At 59.9% G+C, this 16,983-nt stretch carries 15 protein-coding genes; 6 read left to right on the top strand and 9 right to left on the bottom strand.

Features of this window, described 5'->3' with window-relative positions:
- Positions 1-88: 88 nt before the first annotated feature.
- Both C2U54_RS04320 and C2U54_RS04315 read left to right on the top strand, forming a co-directional pair.
- Positions 89-2,212 (top strand): alpha-galactosidase, encoded by a 2,124-nt coding sequence (locus C2U54_RS04320; protein ID WP_103177538.1) that lies wholly within the window; start codon positions 89-91, stop codon positions 2,210-2,212.
- Positions 2,213-2,256: 44 nt separating this feature from the next.
- The gene (locus C2U54_RS04315) at positions 2,257-3,531 is read left to right on the top strand and encodes an MFS transporter (protein ID WP_103177537.1); all 1,275 of its coding nucleotides are present in this window, start codon (positions 2,257-2,259) and stop codon (positions 3,529-3,531) included.
- Here the strand turns inward: C2U54_RS04315 and rhaM are convergent.
- From rhaM to rhaB, 9 genes are all read right to left on the bottom strand, one after another.
- Positions 3,519-3,833 (bottom strand): L-rhamnose mutarotase, encoded by a 315-nt coding sequence (gene rhaM, locus C2U54_RS04310; protein WP_103177536.1) that lies wholly within the window; start codon positions 3,831-3,833, stop codon positions 3,519-3,521. The genes C2U54_RS04315 and rhaM overlap by 13 nt on opposite strands.
- Positions 3,830-4,978: a lactaldehyde reductase gene (fucO, locus tag C2U54_RS04305; RefSeq protein WP_103177535.1), complete on the bottom strand. Its 1,149-nt coding sequence runs from the start codon at positions 4,976-4,978 to the stop codon at positions 3,830-3,832. The genes rhaM and fucO overlap by 4 nt, the downstream gene beginning before the upstream one ends.
- Positions 4,979-5,048: 70 nt before the next feature.
- On the bottom strand, positions 5,049-6,053 hold the full coding sequence (locus C2U54_RS04300) for an ABC transporter permease (RefSeq protein ID WP_103177534.1): 1,005 nt from the start codon (positions 6,051-6,053) through the stop codon (positions 5,049-5,051).
- The gene (locus C2U54_RS04295; protein WP_103177533.1) at positions 6,050-7,054 is read right to left on the bottom strand and encodes an ABC transporter permease; all 1,005 of its coding nucleotides are present in this window, start codon (positions 7,052-7,054) and stop codon (positions 6,050-6,052) included. Before C2U54_RS04295 ends, C2U54_RS04300 begins: the two co-directional genes overlap by 4 nt.
- Positions 7,054-8,556 carry a sugar ABC transporter ATP-binding protein gene (locus C2U54_RS04290; protein WP_103177532.1) on the bottom strand — a complete coding sequence of 501 codons (1,503 nt, stop codon included), beginning with the start codon at positions 8,554-8,556 and terminating at the stop codon, positions 7,054-7,056. The genes C2U54_RS04295 and C2U54_RS04290 overlap by 1 nt, the downstream gene beginning before the upstream one ends.
- 68 nt (positions 8,557-8,624) lie before the next feature.
- On the bottom strand, positions 8,625-9,611 hold the full coding sequence (rhaS, locus tag C2U54_RS04285) for a rhamnose ABC transporter substrate-binding protein (protein WP_103177531.1): 987 nt from the start codon (positions 9,609-9,611) through the stop codon (positions 8,625-8,627).
- Between the two features lie 81 nt (positions 9,612-9,692).
- Positions 9,693-10,523, bottom strand: coding sequence for a rhamnulose-1-phosphate aldolase (rhaD, locus tag C2U54_RS04280; protein ID WP_103177530.1), 831 nt, complete (start codon positions 10,521-10,523; stop codon positions 9,693-9,695).
- Positions 10,524-10,619: 96 nt separating this feature from the next.
- Positions 10,620-11,879: an L-rhamnose isomerase gene (rhaA, locus tag C2U54_RS04275; RefSeq protein WP_103177529.1), complete on the bottom strand. Its 1,260-nt coding sequence runs from the start codon at positions 11,877-11,879 to the stop codon at positions 10,620-10,622.
- Positions 11,876-13,345, bottom strand: coding sequence for a rhamnulokinase (gene rhaB / locus C2U54_RS04270; RefSeq protein WP_103177528.1), 1,470 nt, complete (start codon positions 13,343-13,345; stop codon positions 11,876-11,878). The genes rhaA and rhaB overlap by 4 nt, the downstream gene beginning before the upstream one ends.
- A gap of 300 nt (positions 13,346-13,645) precedes the next feature.
- Between rhaB and rhaS (C2U54_RS04265) the strand changes: the two genes are divergently transcribed.
- The 4 genes from rhaS (C2U54_RS04265) to yiiM all read left to right on the top strand — a co-directional run bounded on the left by rhaS (C2U54_RS04265) (position 13,646) and on the right by yiiM (position 16,960).
- Positions 13,646-14,482, top strand: coding sequence for an HTH-type transcriptional activator RhaS (gene rhaS, locus C2U54_RS04265; RefSeq protein ID WP_103177527.1), 837 nt, complete (start codon positions 13,646-13,648; stop codon positions 14,480-14,482).
- Positions 14,483-14,555: 73 nt separating this feature from the next.
- Complete coding sequence (rhaR, locus tag C2U54_RS04260; RefSeq protein WP_103177526.1) at positions 14,556-15,404, top strand: HTH-type transcriptional activator RhaR; 849 nt, start codon at positions 14,556-14,558, stop codon at positions 15,402-15,404.
- A gap of 185 nt (positions 15,405-15,589) precedes the next feature.
- Positions 15,590-16,210: a superoxide dismutase [Mn] gene (gene sodA, locus C2U54_RS04255; protein WP_103177525.1), complete on the top strand. Its 621-nt coding sequence runs from the start codon at positions 15,590-15,592 to the stop codon at positions 16,208-16,210.
- Between the two features lie 66 nt (positions 16,211-16,276).
- On the top strand, positions 16,277-16,960 hold the full coding sequence (gene yiiM, locus C2U54_RS04250; RefSeq protein ID WP_103177524.1) for a 6-hydroxyaminopurine reductase: 684 nt from the start codon (positions 16,277-16,279) through the stop codon (positions 16,958-16,960).
- Positions 16,961-16,983: the final 23 nt, after the last annotated feature.

Here is a 16,983-nt window from a genome sequence, read left to right as displayed (position 1 = left end):
AACCCGATCACAAATCCGAAACGTTTTGGTTTGTATCCGAAACGTTTCGGATCAACACTCAGGATATCCCGATGACAGGAGATGTCCGATGCAAGAGGCTATTTTACGACTCGCGAGCGAAACGGTGGATGTGGTGATCAAAACCCATCCGTTCGCCGAAATTCTTTACTGGGGGCCACACCTTCGCCACTTTTCGCCGCAGGATGCGGCCACGCTTTCCCGCCCGATTGCTAACGGCCGGCTTGACGTTGACTCGCCGGTGACGCTGATGGCGGAGCTTGCCCACGGCCTGTTTGGCGCGCCGGGCATTGAAGGCCACCGTCAGGGTCTGGATGGTTCGCCACGGTTTCGGACCGTGGCAGTCGCGCAGCAGGGGCAAAGTCTGATCCTCACCGCCGAAGATGAGATCGCTGGCCTGCGTCTGACCAGCGAGATAGCCCTTGATGACAGCGGCGTGCTGGCGGTTCGTCACGGCCTGACTAACCTCAAAAGCCAGCCGTGGCAGGTGGAGCGCCTGGCCGTCACCCTGCCGCTGGCGGAGCGTGCCCGCGAAGTGATGGCCTTTCATGGCCGCTGGATCCGCGAATTTCAGCCGCATCGCCTGCTGCTGGAGCATGACAGCTTTGTGATTGAGAACCGCCGGGGCCGCAGCTCCCACGAGCATTTCCCGGCGCTGATCGGCGGCACGCCGGGCTTTAGCGAAATGCAGGGTGACGTCTGGGGCGTGCATCTGGGCTGGAGCGGCAACCACCGCCTGCGCGTGGAGGCCAAAACCGATGGCCGCCGTTATCTGCAGGCCGAAGCGCTCTACCTGCCGGGGGAAATGGCGGTGGAGGAGGGGGAAACCCTGTGGACGCCACGCCTTTATGCCAGCTACTCCGCGCACGGGCTGAACGGCATGAGCCAGCAGTTCCACCGCTATCTGCGCGCCAACATCATCCGCTTTCCGGAGAACAAACCGCGCCCGGTGCATCTCAACACCTGGGAGGGGATCTACTTTAACCACGACCCGGAATACATCATGCGGATGGCGGATGAAGCGGCCTCGCTGGGGGTGGAGCGCTTTATCATCGACGACGGCTGGTTCAAAGGCCGCAACGACGACCATGCCGCGCTGGGGGACTGGTATCTCGACGAGCAGAAATACCCCAACGGCCTGACGCCGGTGATCAACCACGTCAAAGATCTCGGGATGGAGTTTGGCATCTGGGTTGAGCCGGAGATGATTAACCCGAACTCCGATCTCTGTCGCGCCCACCCGGACTGGGTGCTGGCCCTGCCGGGGTATGAACAGGCCACCGGCCGCCACCAGTGGGTGCTGAACCTCAACATTCCTGCCGCTTTCGACTACCTGCTGGAGCGCATGAGCTGGCTGCTGGGTGAGCATCAGGTTGACTATGTGAAGTGGGACATGAACCGCGAGCTGGTGCAGCCGGGCCATAACGGTAAGGCCGCGGCCGATGCCCAGACCCGCCGGTTCTACCGCCTGCTGGATATCCTGGGCGAGCGCTTCCCGCACGTGGAGTTTGAATCCTGCTCCTCGGGTGGCGGGCGTATTGACTATGAAGTGCTGACCCGCTGCCATCGCTTCTGGGCCTCGGATAACAACGACGCGCTGGAACGTAATACTATCCAGCGTGGCATGAGCTACTTCTTCCCGCCGGAGGTGATGGGCGCGCACATCGGTCATCATAAATGTCACGCCACTTTCCGCCAGCACAGCATCGCCTTCCGGGGCCTGACGGCGCTGTTCGGCCATATGGGGCTGGAGCTGGATCCCCTCGCCGTGGATGAGCAGGAGCGTGAAGGCTACCGGCACTACGCGGCCCTGCATAAGCAGTGGCGCGAGGTGATCCACCACGGCACCCAGTGGCGGGTGGATATGCCGGACAGCACCACCCTGGCGCAGGGAATTGTGAGCGCGGATCAGCGTCAGGGGCTGTTTATTGTCAGCCAGATGGCGATGCCGGACTACACCCTGATGATGCCGCTGCGTATGCCGGGGCTGGCGGCCAACGCCCGGTACCGCATCACGCTGCTCGATCACCCCAATATCCGCCTGACCGGGGAGGGAGGGCACACCATGCGCAAGCTGCCGGCCTGGATGGAGACGCCGCAAACGGTGAGCGGCGAATGGTTGATGCAGGCGGGGCTGGCCCTGCCGGTTCTGGATCCGGAAACCGCCATTCTGATTGGCGTTGAACGCGTATAAGGGTAACGGGCCGGGCAACCGGCCCTGAGTTGAGGATAAAAATAATGAACACGACTGCCTGTACCCATAAAGACAATCCGAACTTCTGGATCTTCGGGTCGTTCTTCTTTCTCTACTTCTTCATCATGGCCACCTGCTTTCCGTTCCTGCCGATCTGGCTGTCGGATATCATTGGTCTGAATAAAACCCATACCGGGATCGTCTTCTCCTGCATCTCGCTGTTTGCCATCTCATTCCAGCCGGTGCTGGGGGTGGTGTCGGACAAGCTGGGGCTGAAAAAACATCTGCTGTGGATCATCGCGGTCCTGCTGTTTCTCTTCGCGCCCTTTTTCCTCTACGTCTTCGCCCCGCTGCTGAAGACCAACATCTGGCTCGGGGCGCTGAGCGGTGGGGTCTATATCGGCTTTGTCTTCTCGGCGGGATCGGGCGCCATTGAGGCCTATATTGAGCGCGTAAGCCGCAACAGCTTCTTTGAGTACGGCAAGGCGCGCATGTTTGGCTGCCTCGGCTGGGGGCTGTGCGCCTCGACGGGCGGCATCCTGTTTGGCATCGATCCGTCGTATGTCTTCTGGATGGGCTCCGCCGCGGCGCTGGTCCTGATGCTGCTGCTGGTGGTGGCTAAACCGAAGCCGAACCAGACCGCGCAGGTGATGAATGCCCTTGGCGCGAACCAGCCGCAGATCACCGTCAAAACCGTCATCAACCTGTTCCGCCAGCGCAAAATGTGGATGTTTATTCTGTACGTGATTGGCGTGGCCTGCGTCTATGACGTCTTCGATCAGCAGTTCGCCACCTTCTTTAAAACCTTCTTCGCCACGCCGGAGGAGGGCACGCGTGCGTTCGGTTTTGCGACCACTGCCGGAGAGATTTGCAACGCCATCATCATGTTCTGCTCACCGTGGATCATAAACCGCATTGGCGCGAAAAATACGCTGCTGATTGCCGGGGTGATCATGGCGACGCGTATTATCGGTTCGTCATTTGCCACCACCGCCGTCGAAGTGGTGGCCCTGAAGATGCTCCACGCGCTGGAAGTCCCGTTCCTGCTGGTGGGGGCGTTCAAGTACATCACGGGGGTGTTCGATACCCGGCTGTCCGCAACCATCTACCTGATTGGCTTCAACTTCGCCAAACAGCTGGCGGCGATTTTTCTCTCCGCCTTTGCCGGGAATATGTATGACCGGATCGGCTTCCAGGATACCTACCTGATGCTGGGCTGTTTTGTGCTGGCGGTGACGGTGTTGTCGGCGTTTACGTTGAGCAGTAAGCGGGAGATCGCTGCCGCGAGCGCGGCAGCGTTAACACATCAGGCCAGGTAAAACACCTCTTTCAGCCCGGTGCTCACCGGGCTGTTGTCCGGGTTAGCGGGCATCACCTCCCCCATATATTTCCACCAGCGCTGGCAGACATCGGTATTCGCCACCGCGTTCCAGCGCTCTTCCGATTCGATCTCCACCGTGGCAAACAGCAGGTGACGTTCTTTATCGAGATAAATGGCGTAATGGTGGGCGCCGTGGTCTTTCAGCACCGCTTCCAGCTCGGGCCAGATGGGGTTGTGGCGACGTTCATACTCCTCGTGTGCGTCAGGGTTCACCTGCATCACAAAGGCTTTGCGGATCATAATGCCTCCAGATAGAGTTCGCGCACCTCGTCGCGGCTGGCGCTGCGTGGGTTGCAGGGGGCGCAGGGGTCGGCGAGGGCTTTGTCGAGCCAGCCTTCGATGTCGGCTTTGGTGACGCCCAGCTTGCTGAAGCCGGATGGAATACCGACGCGACTGCTCAGGGTGCGGATGGCGTTGATCGCCGCCATGCTGGCCGCTTCGTCGCTCATCTCGCGGGTATCCACGCCCATCGCCTGGGCCACGCGGGCAAAGCGTTCCACGGCGTTCGGGCGGTTAAAGTTTTCGATGATCGGCAGCAGGATGGCGTTGCACACGCCGTGCGGCAGGTTGTGCGTGGCCCCCGGTTGGTGGGCCAGGGCATGCACCAGTCCCAGTCCGGCGCTGTTAAAGGCCATACCTGCCAGATACTGGCCGTAGGCCATCTGCTCGCGCGCCTCCAGGTTATGTCCGTTGTCGACCGCCTCCGGTAGCCAGTGGGCGATCAGGCGAATCGCCTCCAGCGCGTTGGCATCGGTGAGGGGGTGAGCGCCGACGGAGACATAGGCTTCGATGGCGTGGGTCAGGGCGTCCATCCCGGTGGCGGCGGTGACGGAGGCCGGAATATCGAGCATCACGCTGGCGTCATCCACGGCAATGTCCGGGATGATGTTCGGGTCGATAATCACCTCTTTGACCTGACGGGCAGAGTCGATGATCACCGCATTGCTGGTCATCTCTGCCGCCGTACCTGCGGTGGTGTTGATGGCCACCAGCGGCACGCCGGGGTTGAGCACTTTGCCGACGCCGGAATAAGCGGTAGACGGGCCAGGATTGGCGGTGAGAATTTTAATCGCTTTGGCGGTGTCGATCGGGCTGCCGCCCCCGAAGGCAATGATGTAATCGCACTGCGCATCCTGGAAAGCGGCAAAGCCCTGCTGCACCAGTTCTTCCGTCGGATTCGGGAAGACCGCGTCAAACAGATGATACGACATCTGCTCTGCGTCGAGGGCGGTAAACAGGCTGTCGAGCAGGCCCATTTTTACCAGCTGACCGTCGGTGACAATCAGCGCGGTGCCCCACTGTTTGTTTGCCACCAGCTTAACCATATCGCCGATTGCGCCTGCGCCGTGCAGGCTGATTTTCGGCAGCGCCAACATAAAGCTCATGATAATTCTCCTTAATTACGGTGATTTTTATGCCCGGCGGCGCTGCGCTTGTACACAGCGCCACCCGGCACTAGATCCGTCTTCGCTGCATCACGCGGCGGGTGATGATCGGCAGGGAGATCACCACAATCAGCATCGCGCCGATAATTACCGACATCACGATGCCCGGCACGTTGAGCAGGCTCAGGCCGAAGGTGACCAGCCCCATCAGGAAGGCGGCGATAATCACGCCTACCATGCTGCCGGAACCGCCGAGAATATTGACCCCGCCAAGCACCGCCATGGTCACCACCGCCAGCTCCCAGCCCATCGCAATCGTCGGGCGGGTACTGCCCAGACGCGAGGTGAGCAGCACCGAGGCCAGCCCGGCCATCAGCCCCACCAGGGCGAAGAGGATCAGATTGTGACGCTTGACGTTGATGCCGGAATACCATGCCCCGGTGGGGTTATTGCCGATGGCGTAGGTACGACGCCCGAAGTTGGTTTTGTGCAGCACGAAGGCAAACACCACCGCCAGCACCATAAACAGCGCGAACTCAAACGACAGCGCACCCCAGACGTATCCCTGGCCGAACCAGGCGAAGCTCTCCGGCCAGGTATTAAGCGCCTGGTCACCCAGCAGAATGTAGGTGATGCCGCGGTAGAGGCTCATGGTGCCGATGGTGATCACAATCGACGACAGGTTAAAGCGGGTCACCAGCAGGCCGTTGAACAGCCCGCACAGCAGGCCAACCCCTAACCCCACGCAGACCAGCCACGGTGTATCCAGCCCCGCCGCCGCGCAGAAGCCCATCACCGTGGAGCTCAGGGCGATAGTGGAGGCCACCGACAGGTCAATCTCCCGGGCGATAATCAGCATCGCCATCGGCAGCACGATGATCGCCTTTTCGGTGAAGTTGAAGGTCGCATCCGACAGGTTCCAGATATTCAGGAAGTACGGGGAGGCCAGGGCATTGCCCACGAACACCGCCAGGGTGACCGCCAGCAGAAAACCCTCCCAGCACAGCAGGCGCTGGAAAATGCCCGCCGGAGCCGGGGTATTTTTCATCTCTTCAGAGGTCATCACTTTACTCATGATCTTACCGCCTGTTTCTGACGTGCCAGCGCCGCATCGCGCAGGATCAGCCGTCCTTTGCGCTTGTTGCCGCGTTCATTGAGCAGCACCGCAATCACAATCACCGTCCCGGAAATCGCCATCTGCCAGAACGGCGATACGCCGATCACCGGCAGGGCATTGTTGATGACGCCGAGGAAGAGCGCTCCGCACAGGCAACCTAACACCCGGCCAGTGCCGCCCATGGTACTGATGCCGCCGATCACGCAGGCCGCCACTACCTGGAGTTCAAAGCCGTTCGCCACATCGACATAGGCCACCGCGAAGCGCGAGATCCACAGATAGCCGCAGAACCCGGCCAGCGCCCCGGAGAGGCAGAAGCTGACAAACTGCATTTTGCCGGCGTTGATCCCGGTGTAGTACGCCGCCGTGGCGTTACCGCCTGCGGTGTAGAGCGCCCGCCCGGTGCGGCTGTAGCGCAGGAAATAGCCCACCAGCAGCAGGGCGGCGATGGCGCACCAGCTCAGCACCGGTAAACCCAGCACCGACGCACGCGGCAGGCCGAGGAAATCCGCCCCCATCTGGTTGGAGTTGACCCAGCCCCCGCCGGAGAGCAAGAAGATAATCCCGCGGTAGATGCTCATGGTGCCGAGCGTTACCACAATCGCCGGGATGCCCATCTTCCACACCAGCAGACCGTTGATAACGCCCATCAGCAGGCCCAGGGCCGTCGCCAGAATGAGCAGCACCCAGACCGGCACCTCGGGGTAATGAAAGTTAATCAGGGCGACAATCATCCCGGTCAGCGCCAGGTTCGCCGCCATCGACAGGTCGATGCCTTTGGTGAGCAGCACCATCATCTGGCCGAGGGCGAGGATGATCAGAATCGAGGTGTCGTTAAACATCTCCACCAGGTTGCCCGGCGCGATAAACGACGGGACGCGGGTGCCGATGGCGATCACCATCAGCACAATCACCGCCGCCAGCAGCGCCTCGCGGTGTTTAAGCAGTTGTTGCACCATTATGCGGCCTCCTGTCTGGCACCGCTGGCGGCGCTGACGATGGTTTCCGCCGTCGCGCCCCCCGCCTGATACTCCGCCACCATTAACCCTTCATGCATGACGATGATCCTGTCGGCCATGCCCATCACTTCCGGTAGTTCAGAGGAGACCATGATCACCGCCAGCCCCTGACCGACCAGCTCGGACATAAACTGATGCACCGCCGCTTTGGAGCCGATATCGATCCCTTTGGTCGGTTCATCCAGAATGATGACGTCAGGATGGGTCGCCAGCCATTTGCCAATCACCACTTTCTGCTGGTTGCCGCCAGAGAGGGTTTCCACCGCCTGTTTCCAGCTAAAGGCTTTCACCTGCAGCCGCTTTGCATATTCATCCGCCAGCTGCCACTCGCGCGCGTCGTTCAGCACGCCGCTGGCGTTGAGTTTGCCAAGCTGGGGCAGGCTGATGTTCTGGGCAATCGACAGCTCGATAATCGCCCCCTGCTTCTGGCGCTCTTCCGGCACGCAGACGATCCCGGCTCTGATGGCGTCCGCCGGCTGGCGGAAATGCTGCGCTTTGCCGTTCAGCACAATGCTGCCGGAGGAGGGGCGCGAGACGCCGGAGAGCGCCTGCATCAGCTCGGTACGCCCGGCGCCTACCAGGCCATAGAAGCCGAGGATTTCGCCTTTGCGCAGGGTAAAGGAAATATTGGCGAACTCGGTCGGGTGGCAGAGATTTTTCACCTCCAGCACCGTGTCGCCTTTTTCGCATTCCACCTTCGGGAAGGTTTGGGTAATGGCGCGCCCCACCATCATCGCCACCATCCGCTCTTCGGTGATGTCGTTGATGGCCCCGGCGCCGACAAATACGCCGTCGCGCAGGATGGTGTAGTGATCCGCCAGCTCAAAAATCTCGTCGAACTTGTGGGAGATAAAGAGGATGGCTTTTCCCTCCTGCTTTAAGCGTTCGACAATCTGATAGAACTCGAGAATTTCATGCTGTGACAGGGCGGCGGTGGGCTCATCGAGGATCACCACCTGGGCATCAAACGACAGCGCACGGGCAATCGCCACCATATGCCGCTGGGCGATGCTCAGGGTTTTCAGCGTCGCGCGCGGGTCAATCTGCACCTCCAGACGGGCGAGGATCGCCTGCGCCCGGCGGTGCATCTCCGGCCAGTCGAGCTTTTTGAAAAAGCCTTTATAGAGATACTGACCGACAAAAATATTTTCGGTGACCGACAGCTCATCGAACAGCACGGTCTCCTGGTGGATGGCGGTAATACCCACCTTGTGCGCCGCGTCAGGGGTCGGCAGCTGGATGGGGATCGCTTTATAGAGGATTTCGCCCTCGTCGGGCTGGTAGATGCCGGTCATCACTTTCACCAGCGTCGATTTGCCCGCGCCGTTTTCACCGATCAGGGCGGTGACTTTGCCGGGCCAGAGTTCAAGCTGCACGTTTTCAAGGGCACGCACGCCAGGGAAAACCTTGGTGATGCCGTTGAGTGCCAGTAATGGGGTCATGATAGTTCTCCACCATAGGGGATTTTGTAGGCCGGATGGCGCTACGCTTATCCGGCCTACAAAACGCATCAGAAGATTTTCGAGAACTTATCAATGTTGCTGGCATCGTAAACGAACGGCTCAGCCATCGCGCCGTTGCCGTCGGCATCCAGTTTCACTTTGCCCAGTTTGCCCATGCTGGCTTCGTCTTTGGTCGCCGTGCCTTTCACCAGATCATCCGCTAAGTAAGTCGCGGCATAACCGAGGTCAATCGGGTTCCAGATGGCGAAGCTCTTGCTGGCGCCGGATTTCACCGCGCCCGCCATTTCAGACGGCAACCCTAAGCCGGTGACGTACACTTTGCCGATCTTGCCCTGATCTTTCACCGCCTGCGCCGCCGCCACGATACCGACTGACGACGGGGAGACGATCACTTTCAGATCCGGGTAGGTTTTAAGCAGGCCAACCGCTTCGCGGTAGCTCTTGTCAGAGAGATCGTCGCCATAGGCCACGGTCACCAGATTGACGGACGGGTACTGCGGCAGCACCTTTTTCATCTCGGCAATCCAGGTGTTCTGGTTAGTAGAGGTAGGGGTAGCGCTCAGCACCGCCACGTCGCCTTTCTCCACATTCAGCGCTTTCAGCGCGTCGGCCGCCAGCTTGACGTTGGTCTCGCCAATCAGCGCGTTATTAGAAGGGTTGAGGTGGATCTGGCGCCCGGCTTTCGCCACGCCGGAATCCCAGGAGACCACTTTGATCCCGCGCTGCATCGCTTTTTTCAGCACCGGCACCACGGCGTCAGGATCGTTGGCGGAGATAGCGATCGCATCGACACCCTGAGCGATCAACCCGTTGAGGACTTCGATCTGGGCTTCGGCGGTGGTGGTGGTCGGCCCGGTATAGATGACTTTGACATCCCCCAACTCTTTAGCTGCCTCCTGGGCACCCACGTTTGCCGCTTCAAAGAAGCCGTTACCTAAGGATTTCGCCACCAGGGCGATTTTCACTTCAGCTAAAGCAGAACCGGACAACGCCAGGGCGGCAACGGTGAGGATCAAGCTTGTCTTTATTTTCATTGCTTTTACTCCACTTAATTGAGTTTTGTAGGGTTTGCAGGTGTAGATTCGCCCCGTCTCAATGAGCGGGGCGCGATGTTCTTATTTGTAGAGATCTAACGCTGACTGCACAGGATTAACGCCAAAGCGTTTACCCAGCGCAATCAGTTCTTCCCGGGTGATGGTCTGCTTCATGCCACCCATTGAATAAACTTTTACCAGCACTTCCGCCGATTTCTCGGCGGTATCGATCAGGCCAAAGGTTTCGTCCAGCGTCGGGCCGCTGCCGAACACGCCGTGGAATGGCCACAGCACCAGCGAATGTTTTTGCATCTCCACCGCCGTGGCGCTGCCGATTTCGTCGGTACCCGGCACCATCCACGGCAGAATGCCCACGCCATCCGGGAACACCACCAGGCACTCGGTGCTGCCTTCCCACAGCTGGCGGGTGATGACGTCTGAGTTGTTCTCCAGCACAAAGGTCAGGGCGATCAGGTTGGTGGCGTGGCAGTGCATGATCACGCGGTCTTTTCCCCCCGTGGCTTTGATGCGCTCGCAGTGGGAGAGGAAGTGGGCCGGCAGTTCAGATGTTGGCACCGCTTCGTCAGTCAGCCCCCAAAGAATGTGGTAGCCCGCGCCGTCGCTGTCCACTTTTACCACCCCTAAATTGGCGGTGGGATCGAGCTGTACGTTGCGGAAGAATTTGCCGGAACCGGTGACGATAAACGGCGTGTTGGCGAGCAGCGGCATCGGCTGGCTCAGGGCGATATAGCGCGGTTTGGCGTGGAAATCCGCTTCAAACGGGGCGATATCCGCGTCATCCAGGCGCAGCGTCAGGTTGCCGCCGTTGCGCTCGTCCCAGCCTTTCAGCCAGGCGTCGGAGGTGGCTTTGATCATGCCCTGGACGAACCAGGATTGGGTGATGGTCTGCATTTTTTGATTCCTTTGAAAACGCCCGGCGGCGCTTCGCTTGCCGGGCCTACAGCTAAACGTAGGCCGGGTAAGCGAAGCGCCACCCGGCAATGTTATTTACGTGCGACTGGCTAATACGTCCTGCTCATACGCCCGGACGTTATCCAGCCACTGGCTGCCCGCCGGGGCGTCGTTGCGCTGGCAGTACATCTCCCATACCGCCTGCCACGGCAGTGATTTTTGCTCTTCCAGCAGGGCCAGACGCGCGGTGTAATCCCCCGCGGCTTCCAGCGCGCGCAGCTCGGCGGTGGGCTCCAGCAGAGCGCGCAGCAGGGCTTTCTTCATGTTGCGGGTGCCGATCACCCACGCCGCGATGCGGTTGATGGAGGCATCAAAGAAGTCGAGGCCGATATGTACCCGGTCAAACAGGTCATGGCGGATAATTTCGCTGGCGATGGCCTGGGTTTCGTCATCCAGCAGCACCACGTGGTCGCTGTCCCAGCGCACCGGACGGCTGACGTGCAGCAGCAGGTGCGGCACATAGAGCATCGCGGCGGAGATCTTGTCGGAGATGACTTCAGTCGGATGGAAGTGACCCGCGTCCAGACACAGCGCGGTCTGGCGGCTGGTGGCGTAACCCATGTAGAACTCGTTGGAGCCCACGGTGTAGCTCTCGGCGCCAATGCCGAACAGCTTGCTCTCCACGGCATCGATGTGGTGCGCCGGGTCGAGCTTTTCACTGATGGCTTCATCCAGCGCCGCCAGCAGGCGCTGACGTGGGGCGAGGCGGTCCACGGTGATGTCTTTCATCCCGTCCGGGATCCAGATATTCATCACCGATGGGGTGCCAAGCTGCTCGCCAAAGTACGCCGACACGCGACGGCTGGCCTTCACGTGGTCGATCCAGAACTGGCGGATCTCGTCGTCGGCATGGGCGAGGGTAAAGCCGTCGGCGCTCAGCGGATGCGAGAAGCAGGAGGGGTTAAAATCCAGCCCCAGCTTGTTGGCTTTCGCCCACTCGACCCAGTTTTTAAAATGTTCTGGTTTGATGGCGTTACGCTCGACGGGCTCGTCGGATTCCAGATAGATGGCGTGCAGGTTAAGGCGCTTAGGGCCCGGGATCAGGCTCAGGGCCAGCTCCAGATCGGCCCGCAGTTCGGCGGCGTTACGCGCCTTGCCCGGATAGTTACCGGTGGCCTGAATACCGCCGGTCAGCGCCCCGCCCGGGTTCTCAAAACCGGCGACGTCATCACCCTGCCAGCAGTGCATAGAGACCGGCAGACGGTCGAGCTGACGCAGAGCCTCCTCGACATCCACGCCCACGGCGGCGAAACGCTGTTTAGCCAGTTCCCAGGCTTGTTCAAGTTGAGTGGTCATGCGCAAAGCTCCTTTGTCGGTCGTTGTTGCTGAAACTGCGCTCGGTAGCGGGCAATCTCATGATCGGGATGAGGGGTAAAGGTGGTCAGGCCATAGTTGCCGGTCACCACCTGGCGGAACTGGTCGACGTTGTTCAGTTCGTCGAGGGTCATCAGCTGAATGCCAATATTGCCGAGGGTGGAGGCCTCGACCGGCCCGGCTAACACCGTGATGCCGCAGGCGTTGGCGCACAGCTGGTTGAGCAGCTGGTTCTGGCAGCCGCCGCCCACGATGTGCAGCTGGCTGAACGGCATCCCGCGCAGGGTGGCCAGCTCGTGCAGCACCTCGGCATAGAGCAGGGCGAGGCTGTCGAAGATGCAGCGCGCCAGCTCGGCGGCGCTCTCCGGCACCGGCTGCGCGCTTTCGCGGCAGGCGGCCTGGATCTCGGCGCTCATATTGGCCGGATTGATAAAGCGGTCGTCATTGGGGTTGATCAGGACGCGGCACGACGGCAGGATTTCCGTCTCAGCGATCAGGGCAGCCAGGTCGCTGATACCTTTTTCCTTCAGCACCCGCTGTAGCAGCCACAGCCCCATAATGTTTTTCAGCACCCGGTAGCGGCCCTCTGCGCCGCCCTCGTTGGTGATGTTGGCCGCCAGCGCGCTATCGCTGGTGTAGGGGGTTTTGCTCTCAAAGCCCATCAGCGACCAGGTGCCGGAGGAGAGATACGCTGCATCCTTTGAGGCCAGCGGGGCGGCGATCACCGCGCTGGCGGTGTCATGGCTGGCGACGGCCACCACCGGGATGGCATTCTCCCGGGGGCAAATCCAGTGACCGATTACATTGCCCGGATGGGTCGGCGTGCCAAACCAGTCGCGCGGCGCGCCGGTCCAGTTGAGCAGGTTCTCGTCCCAGGTATCGGAATTGATGTTCACCAGCTGGGTGGTGGTGGCGTTGGTATATTCCCAGTTCATCTGGCCGGTAAGGCGGTAGCTGAAGTAGTCCGGGATCAGCAGGGCGTGGGCGACCTTCGCCACCAGCTCCGGCTGCTGTTCAACCAGGGCACGCAGCTGATAGAGGGTATTAAACGGCAGGAACTGGATGCCGCTGCGGCCATAGATCTCCGCTTTGCCCAGCTGCGCCAGCGCGTGCGCCATTACCCCGTCGGTGCGGCTGTCGCGGTAGGAGACCGGCAGGCCCACACGCTGGCCGTTGCTGTCCAGCAGCACATAATCCACGCCCCAGGTATCAATCCCGATGCTGTCGATGCGAATGCCTTCTTCACAAACCTTATTCAGCCCGGTGCGGATCTCCGCTTCCAGGGTGTCGATATCCCAGCAGTCAAAGCCGTCCCGCTTTTGCAGACAGTTAACGAAACGGTGGATTTCGCGAAGCTGAAGCGTGCGCGCCTCGCGGTGGTAGCTTGCCAGCATCACCCGGCCGCTGGATGCGCCTAAATCGACAGCCACACAATGGCGAAAAGTCATGGTCCGGTCCTTCCTGAAGTCATTGCCGGACAGTGTAAAAAAGGGAAGGGAAGGCGACCTTCTTGCTACTGACAGCGCATTTCAGGCGCTGGCAAGAAAGCAAAGATGAACGTGAGAGAGTTCACATTTTCCGTTTTTAACGGCACTTGCAGGCGATGTGACGGTGACCGCATTTCCAGATCTTTCCCGCCGCTTCTTGAAAAAGCGACAGGGTTTGCGCCATTTGCTGTCGAAAATTTAAGGTGAGGCGGGGAACCCTAAATTACTATTTTGAGAACTCTTATCATCTGGTGACCCGTTATGACCGTACTGCACAGCGTGGATTTTTTTCCTTCAGGCCACTCGCCTGTGGCGATTGAGCCGCGGCTGCCCCAGGCTGCCTTTCCGGAACATCATCATGATTTTCATGAGATTGTGATCGTGGAGCACGGTACGGGTATCCACGTCTTCAACGGCCAGCCGTACACCATCAGCGGCGGAACGGTCTGCTTCGTGCGCGATCATGACCGGCACATGTATGAACATACCGATAACCTGTGCCTGACCAACGTGCTCTATCGCTCCCCGGAGGCGTTCCAGTTTTTGTCGGGGTTGAACCAGCTCCTGCCCCAGGAGCTGGACGGGCACTATCCGTCGCACTGGCGGGTGAACCAGGCCACGCTGCAACAGGTGCGCCAGCTGGTGAGCCAGATGGAGCAGGCTGAAGAGGGGCAGGAGACCCACGCCCTCGCCAGCCGTGAAATCCTCTTTATGCAGCTGCTGGTGCTGCTGCGCCGCGGCAGCCTGGTCGAAGGGGCGGCGGATAACGACGCCCGCCTCAACCAGCTGATGGCCTGGCTGGAAGATCACTACGCGGAGGATGTCTGCTGGGAGACGCTGGCGGATAACTTTTCTCTCTCGCTGCGCACCCTGCATCGCCAGCTCAAACAGCACACCGGACAGACGCCGCAGCGCTACCTGAACCGTCTGCGGCTGATTAAAGCGCGGCATCTGCTGCGCCATACCGATGATAGCGTCACGGATATCGCCTATCGCTGCGGTTTCGGCGACAGTAACCACTTTTCGACCCTGTTTCGCCGGGAATTTAGCTGGTCGCCGCGCGATATTCGCCAGGGCCGGGATGCTTCACTTCAGTAACGCGAGGAAAATCACCGTTTTATTGCCGCAAAGCGGGTAATAATGTCAGGTTATTCCCCGGTGAGGTTGTGACGTGGCAGGACAGTTGATTCTTCGCAGAGCCGATTTTTTTGCATCCGCTGCTCAGGCCGTCGCGGTGGCGGACCGCTATCCGCAGAATGTCTTTGCCGAACATACCCACGACTTCTGCGAGCTGGTGCTGGTGTGGCGCGGCAACGGCCTGCATATCCTCAACGATCGCCCCTACCGTATTACCCGCGGTGACCTGTTTTACATCCGCGCGGAAGACAAACACGCCTACGCCTCGGTGAACGATCTGGTGCTGCAGAACATCATCTACTGCCCCGACCGGCTGAAGCTCAACGTGGACTGGGGAGCCAACATCCCCGGCTTTATGAACGCCCGCGGAGCACCGCACTGGCGGCTTGGCAGCAACGGTATGACTCAGGTGCGCCAGATCATTGCCCAACTGGAGCAGGAGAGCCTGAAGGACGATCCCCACGGCTATGACCTGGCGGAGCTGCTGTTTGCCCAGCTGGTGATCATGCTCAAACGCTACCGCTACGCCCCGGACAACCCGACCGCCAGCGAGCCGGAAGCGCTGCTGGATAAGCTCATCACCGCGCTGTCTGGCAGCCTGAACCGCAGCTTTGTGCTGGAGAAGTTTTGCGAGCAGGAGCAGTGCAGCGAGCGCGCCCTGCGCCAGCAGTTCCGAACCCAGACCGGCATGACGGTGAACCACTATCTGCGTCAGCTGCGGATCTGCCACGCCCAGTATCTGCTGCAGCATACCGAGCTGATGGTGAGCGAAGTGGCGATGCAGTGCGGCTTTGAGGACAGCAACTACTTCTCGGTGGTGTTTAACCGCGAAGTGGGGATGACCCCGGTTCAGTGGCGCCACCGCAGCCATAACGCCGCGTAATAGAATCCCGGCTCTACCCCTGACTTCTCCGCAGCCCCCGCCAGATCAGTGACATAACGAAAAGTTATAACCTTATTAAAACTACGGCATTGATAAACATTTTCAATATCATTTAATTAACTATAATGAACCAACTGCTTACGCGGCATTAACACGTTTGCCGCCCGACAATAATGGAGATGATTATGAGCTATACCCTGCCATCCCTGCCGTACGCTTACGACGCCCTGGAGCCGCATTTCGACAAGCAGACGATGGAAATCCATCACACCAAACACCACCAGACTTACGTTAACAACGCCAACGCGGCGCTGGAAAGCCTGCCAGAATTCGCGAGCCTGCCGGTTGAAGAGCTGATCACCAAACTGGATCAGCTGCCAGCCGACAAGAAAACCGTACTGCGCAACAACGCGGGCGGCCATGCTAACCACAGCCTGTTCTGGAAAGGCCTGAAAACCGGTACTACTCTGCAGGGCGACCTGAAATCCGCTATTGAGCGCGACTTCGGCTCCGTTGAGAACTTCAAAGCTGAGTTTGAAAAAGCGGCTGCTACCCGTTTCGGCTCCGGCTGGGCGTGGCTGGTTCTGAAAGGCGACAAACTGGCGGTAGTCTCTACGGCTAACCAGGACTCCCCGCTGATGGGTGAAGCGATCTCTGGCGCATCCGGTTTCCCAATCCTGGGTCTGGACGTGTGGGAACACGCTTACTACCTGAAATTCCAGAACCGTCGTCCGGACTACATCAAAGCCTTCTGGGACGTCGTCAACTGGGACGAAGCTGCGGCACGTTTCGCTGCTAAAAAATAAGGTTGCAAAGCCTTCTGTGAGAAGCGAGTCTGATGACTCGCTTTTTTTGTATCTGAAGGAGTAGAGATGCATTACCCGGTGAATGTGTTTACAGGCAAGGTAAGGGACTACGACGGCAGCCGCCCGAGCGCAATTGCTAAAGTGCAGGTCGACGGTGAGCTGACCTTAACCGACCTTGGACTGGCAGGTGACGAGCAGGCGGAAAAGAAGATCCACGGCGGGCCCGACCGCGCGTTGTGCCACTATCCGCGGGAGCACTATCAGCACTGGGCAAGGGAATTTCCCGCTCAGGCCGATCTGTTTGTCGCCCCGGCGTTTGGCGAAAACCTCTCAACCGAGGGGCTGACGGAGGAGAACGTCTTTATCGGCGACATCTTTCGCTGGGGGGATGCCCTGATCCAGGTGACCCAGCCGCGCTCGCCGTGCTTCAAACTCAACTTCCATTTCGGCATCAGCGATATGGCTACGCAGATGCAGAACGCGGCGAAAACCGGCTGGCTCTATCGGGTGGTGCTGGCAGGGCAGGTATCGGCGGATGCGCCCCTGAAGCTGGTGTCACGCCTGAGCGACGTATCGGTACATGACGCCTGCGCTATCGCCTGGCATATGCCGTTTGACGACGAACAGTATCAGCGTCTGCTGGCGGCGGCGGGCCTGTCAACAAGCTGGACCAGAACCATGCAGAAACGGCGTTTAAGCGGGAAGATCGAGAATAATTCCCGCAGATTGTGGGGAAACCAGGCCGGGTAAGGCGAAGCCGCCACCCGGCATAA

It is taken from the genome of Leclercia sp. LSNIH1 (genome assembly GCF_002902985.1).
Taxonomy (GTDB): domain Bacteria; phylum Pseudomonadota; class Gammaproteobacteria; order Enterobacterales; family Enterobacteriaceae; genus Enterobacter.
Note: the sequence above shows the minus strand (reverse complement) of the source record. Positions and strands in the feature narration are given on the sequence as shown.

Excerpts from the sequence above, each read along its gene's own strand:
- rhaS (WP_103177531.1), bottom strand. The coding sequence starts at position 9,611 with ATGAAAATAAAGACAAGCTTGATCCTCACCGTTGCCGCCCTGGCGTTG.
- rhaD (WP_103177530.1), bottom strand. The coding sequence starts at position 10,523 with ATGCAGACCATCACCCAATCCTGGTTCGTCCAGGGCATGATCAAAGCC.
- sodA (WP_103177525.1), top strand. The coding sequence starts at position 15,590 with ATGAGCTATACCCTGCCATCCCTGCCGTACGCTTACGACGCCCTGGAG.
- rhaA (WP_103177529.1), bottom strand. The coding sequence starts at position 11,879 with ATGACCACTCAACTTGAACAAGCCTGGGAACTGGCTAAACAGCGTTTC.
- rhaB (WP_103177528.1), bottom strand. The coding sequence starts at position 13,345 with ATGACTTTTCGCCATTGTGTGGCTGTCGATTTAGGCGCATCCAGCGGC.
- fucO (WP_103177535.1), bottom strand. The coding sequence starts at position 4,978 with ATGAGCTTTATGTTGGCGCTGCCGAAAATCAGCCTGCACGGCGCAGGC.
- C2U54_RS04290 (WP_103177532.1), bottom strand. The coding sequence starts at position 8,556 with ATGACCCCATTACTGGCACTCAACGGCATCACCAAGGTTTTCCCTGGC.
- yiiM (WP_103177524.1), top strand. The coding sequence starts at position 16,277 with ATGCATTACCCGGTGAATGTGTTTACAGGCAAGGTAAGGGACTACGAC.
- C2U54_RS04300 (WP_103177534.1), bottom strand. The coding sequence starts at position 6,053 with ATGAGTAAAGTGATGACCTCTGAAGAGATGAAAAATACCCCGGCTCCG.
- rhaM (WP_103177536.1), bottom strand. The coding sequence starts at position 3,833 with ATGATCCGCAAAGCCTTTGTGATGCAGGTGAACCCTGACGCACACGAG.
- C2U54_RS04295 (WP_103177533.1), bottom strand. The coding sequence starts at position 7,054 with ATGGTGCAACAACTGCTTAAACACCGCGAGGCGCTGCTGGCGGCGGTG.
- rhaS (WP_103177527.1), top strand. The coding sequence starts at position 13,646 with ATGACCGTACTGCACAGCGTGGATTTTTTTCCTTCAGGCCACTCGCCT.
- C2U54_RS04320 (WP_103177538.1), top strand. The coding sequence starts at position 89 with ATGCAAGAGGCTATTTTACGACTCGCGAGCGAAACGGTGGATGTGGTG.
- C2U54_RS04315 (WP_103177537.1), top strand. The coding sequence starts at position 2,257 with ATGAACACGACTGCCTGTACCCATAAAGACAATCCGAACTTCTGGATC.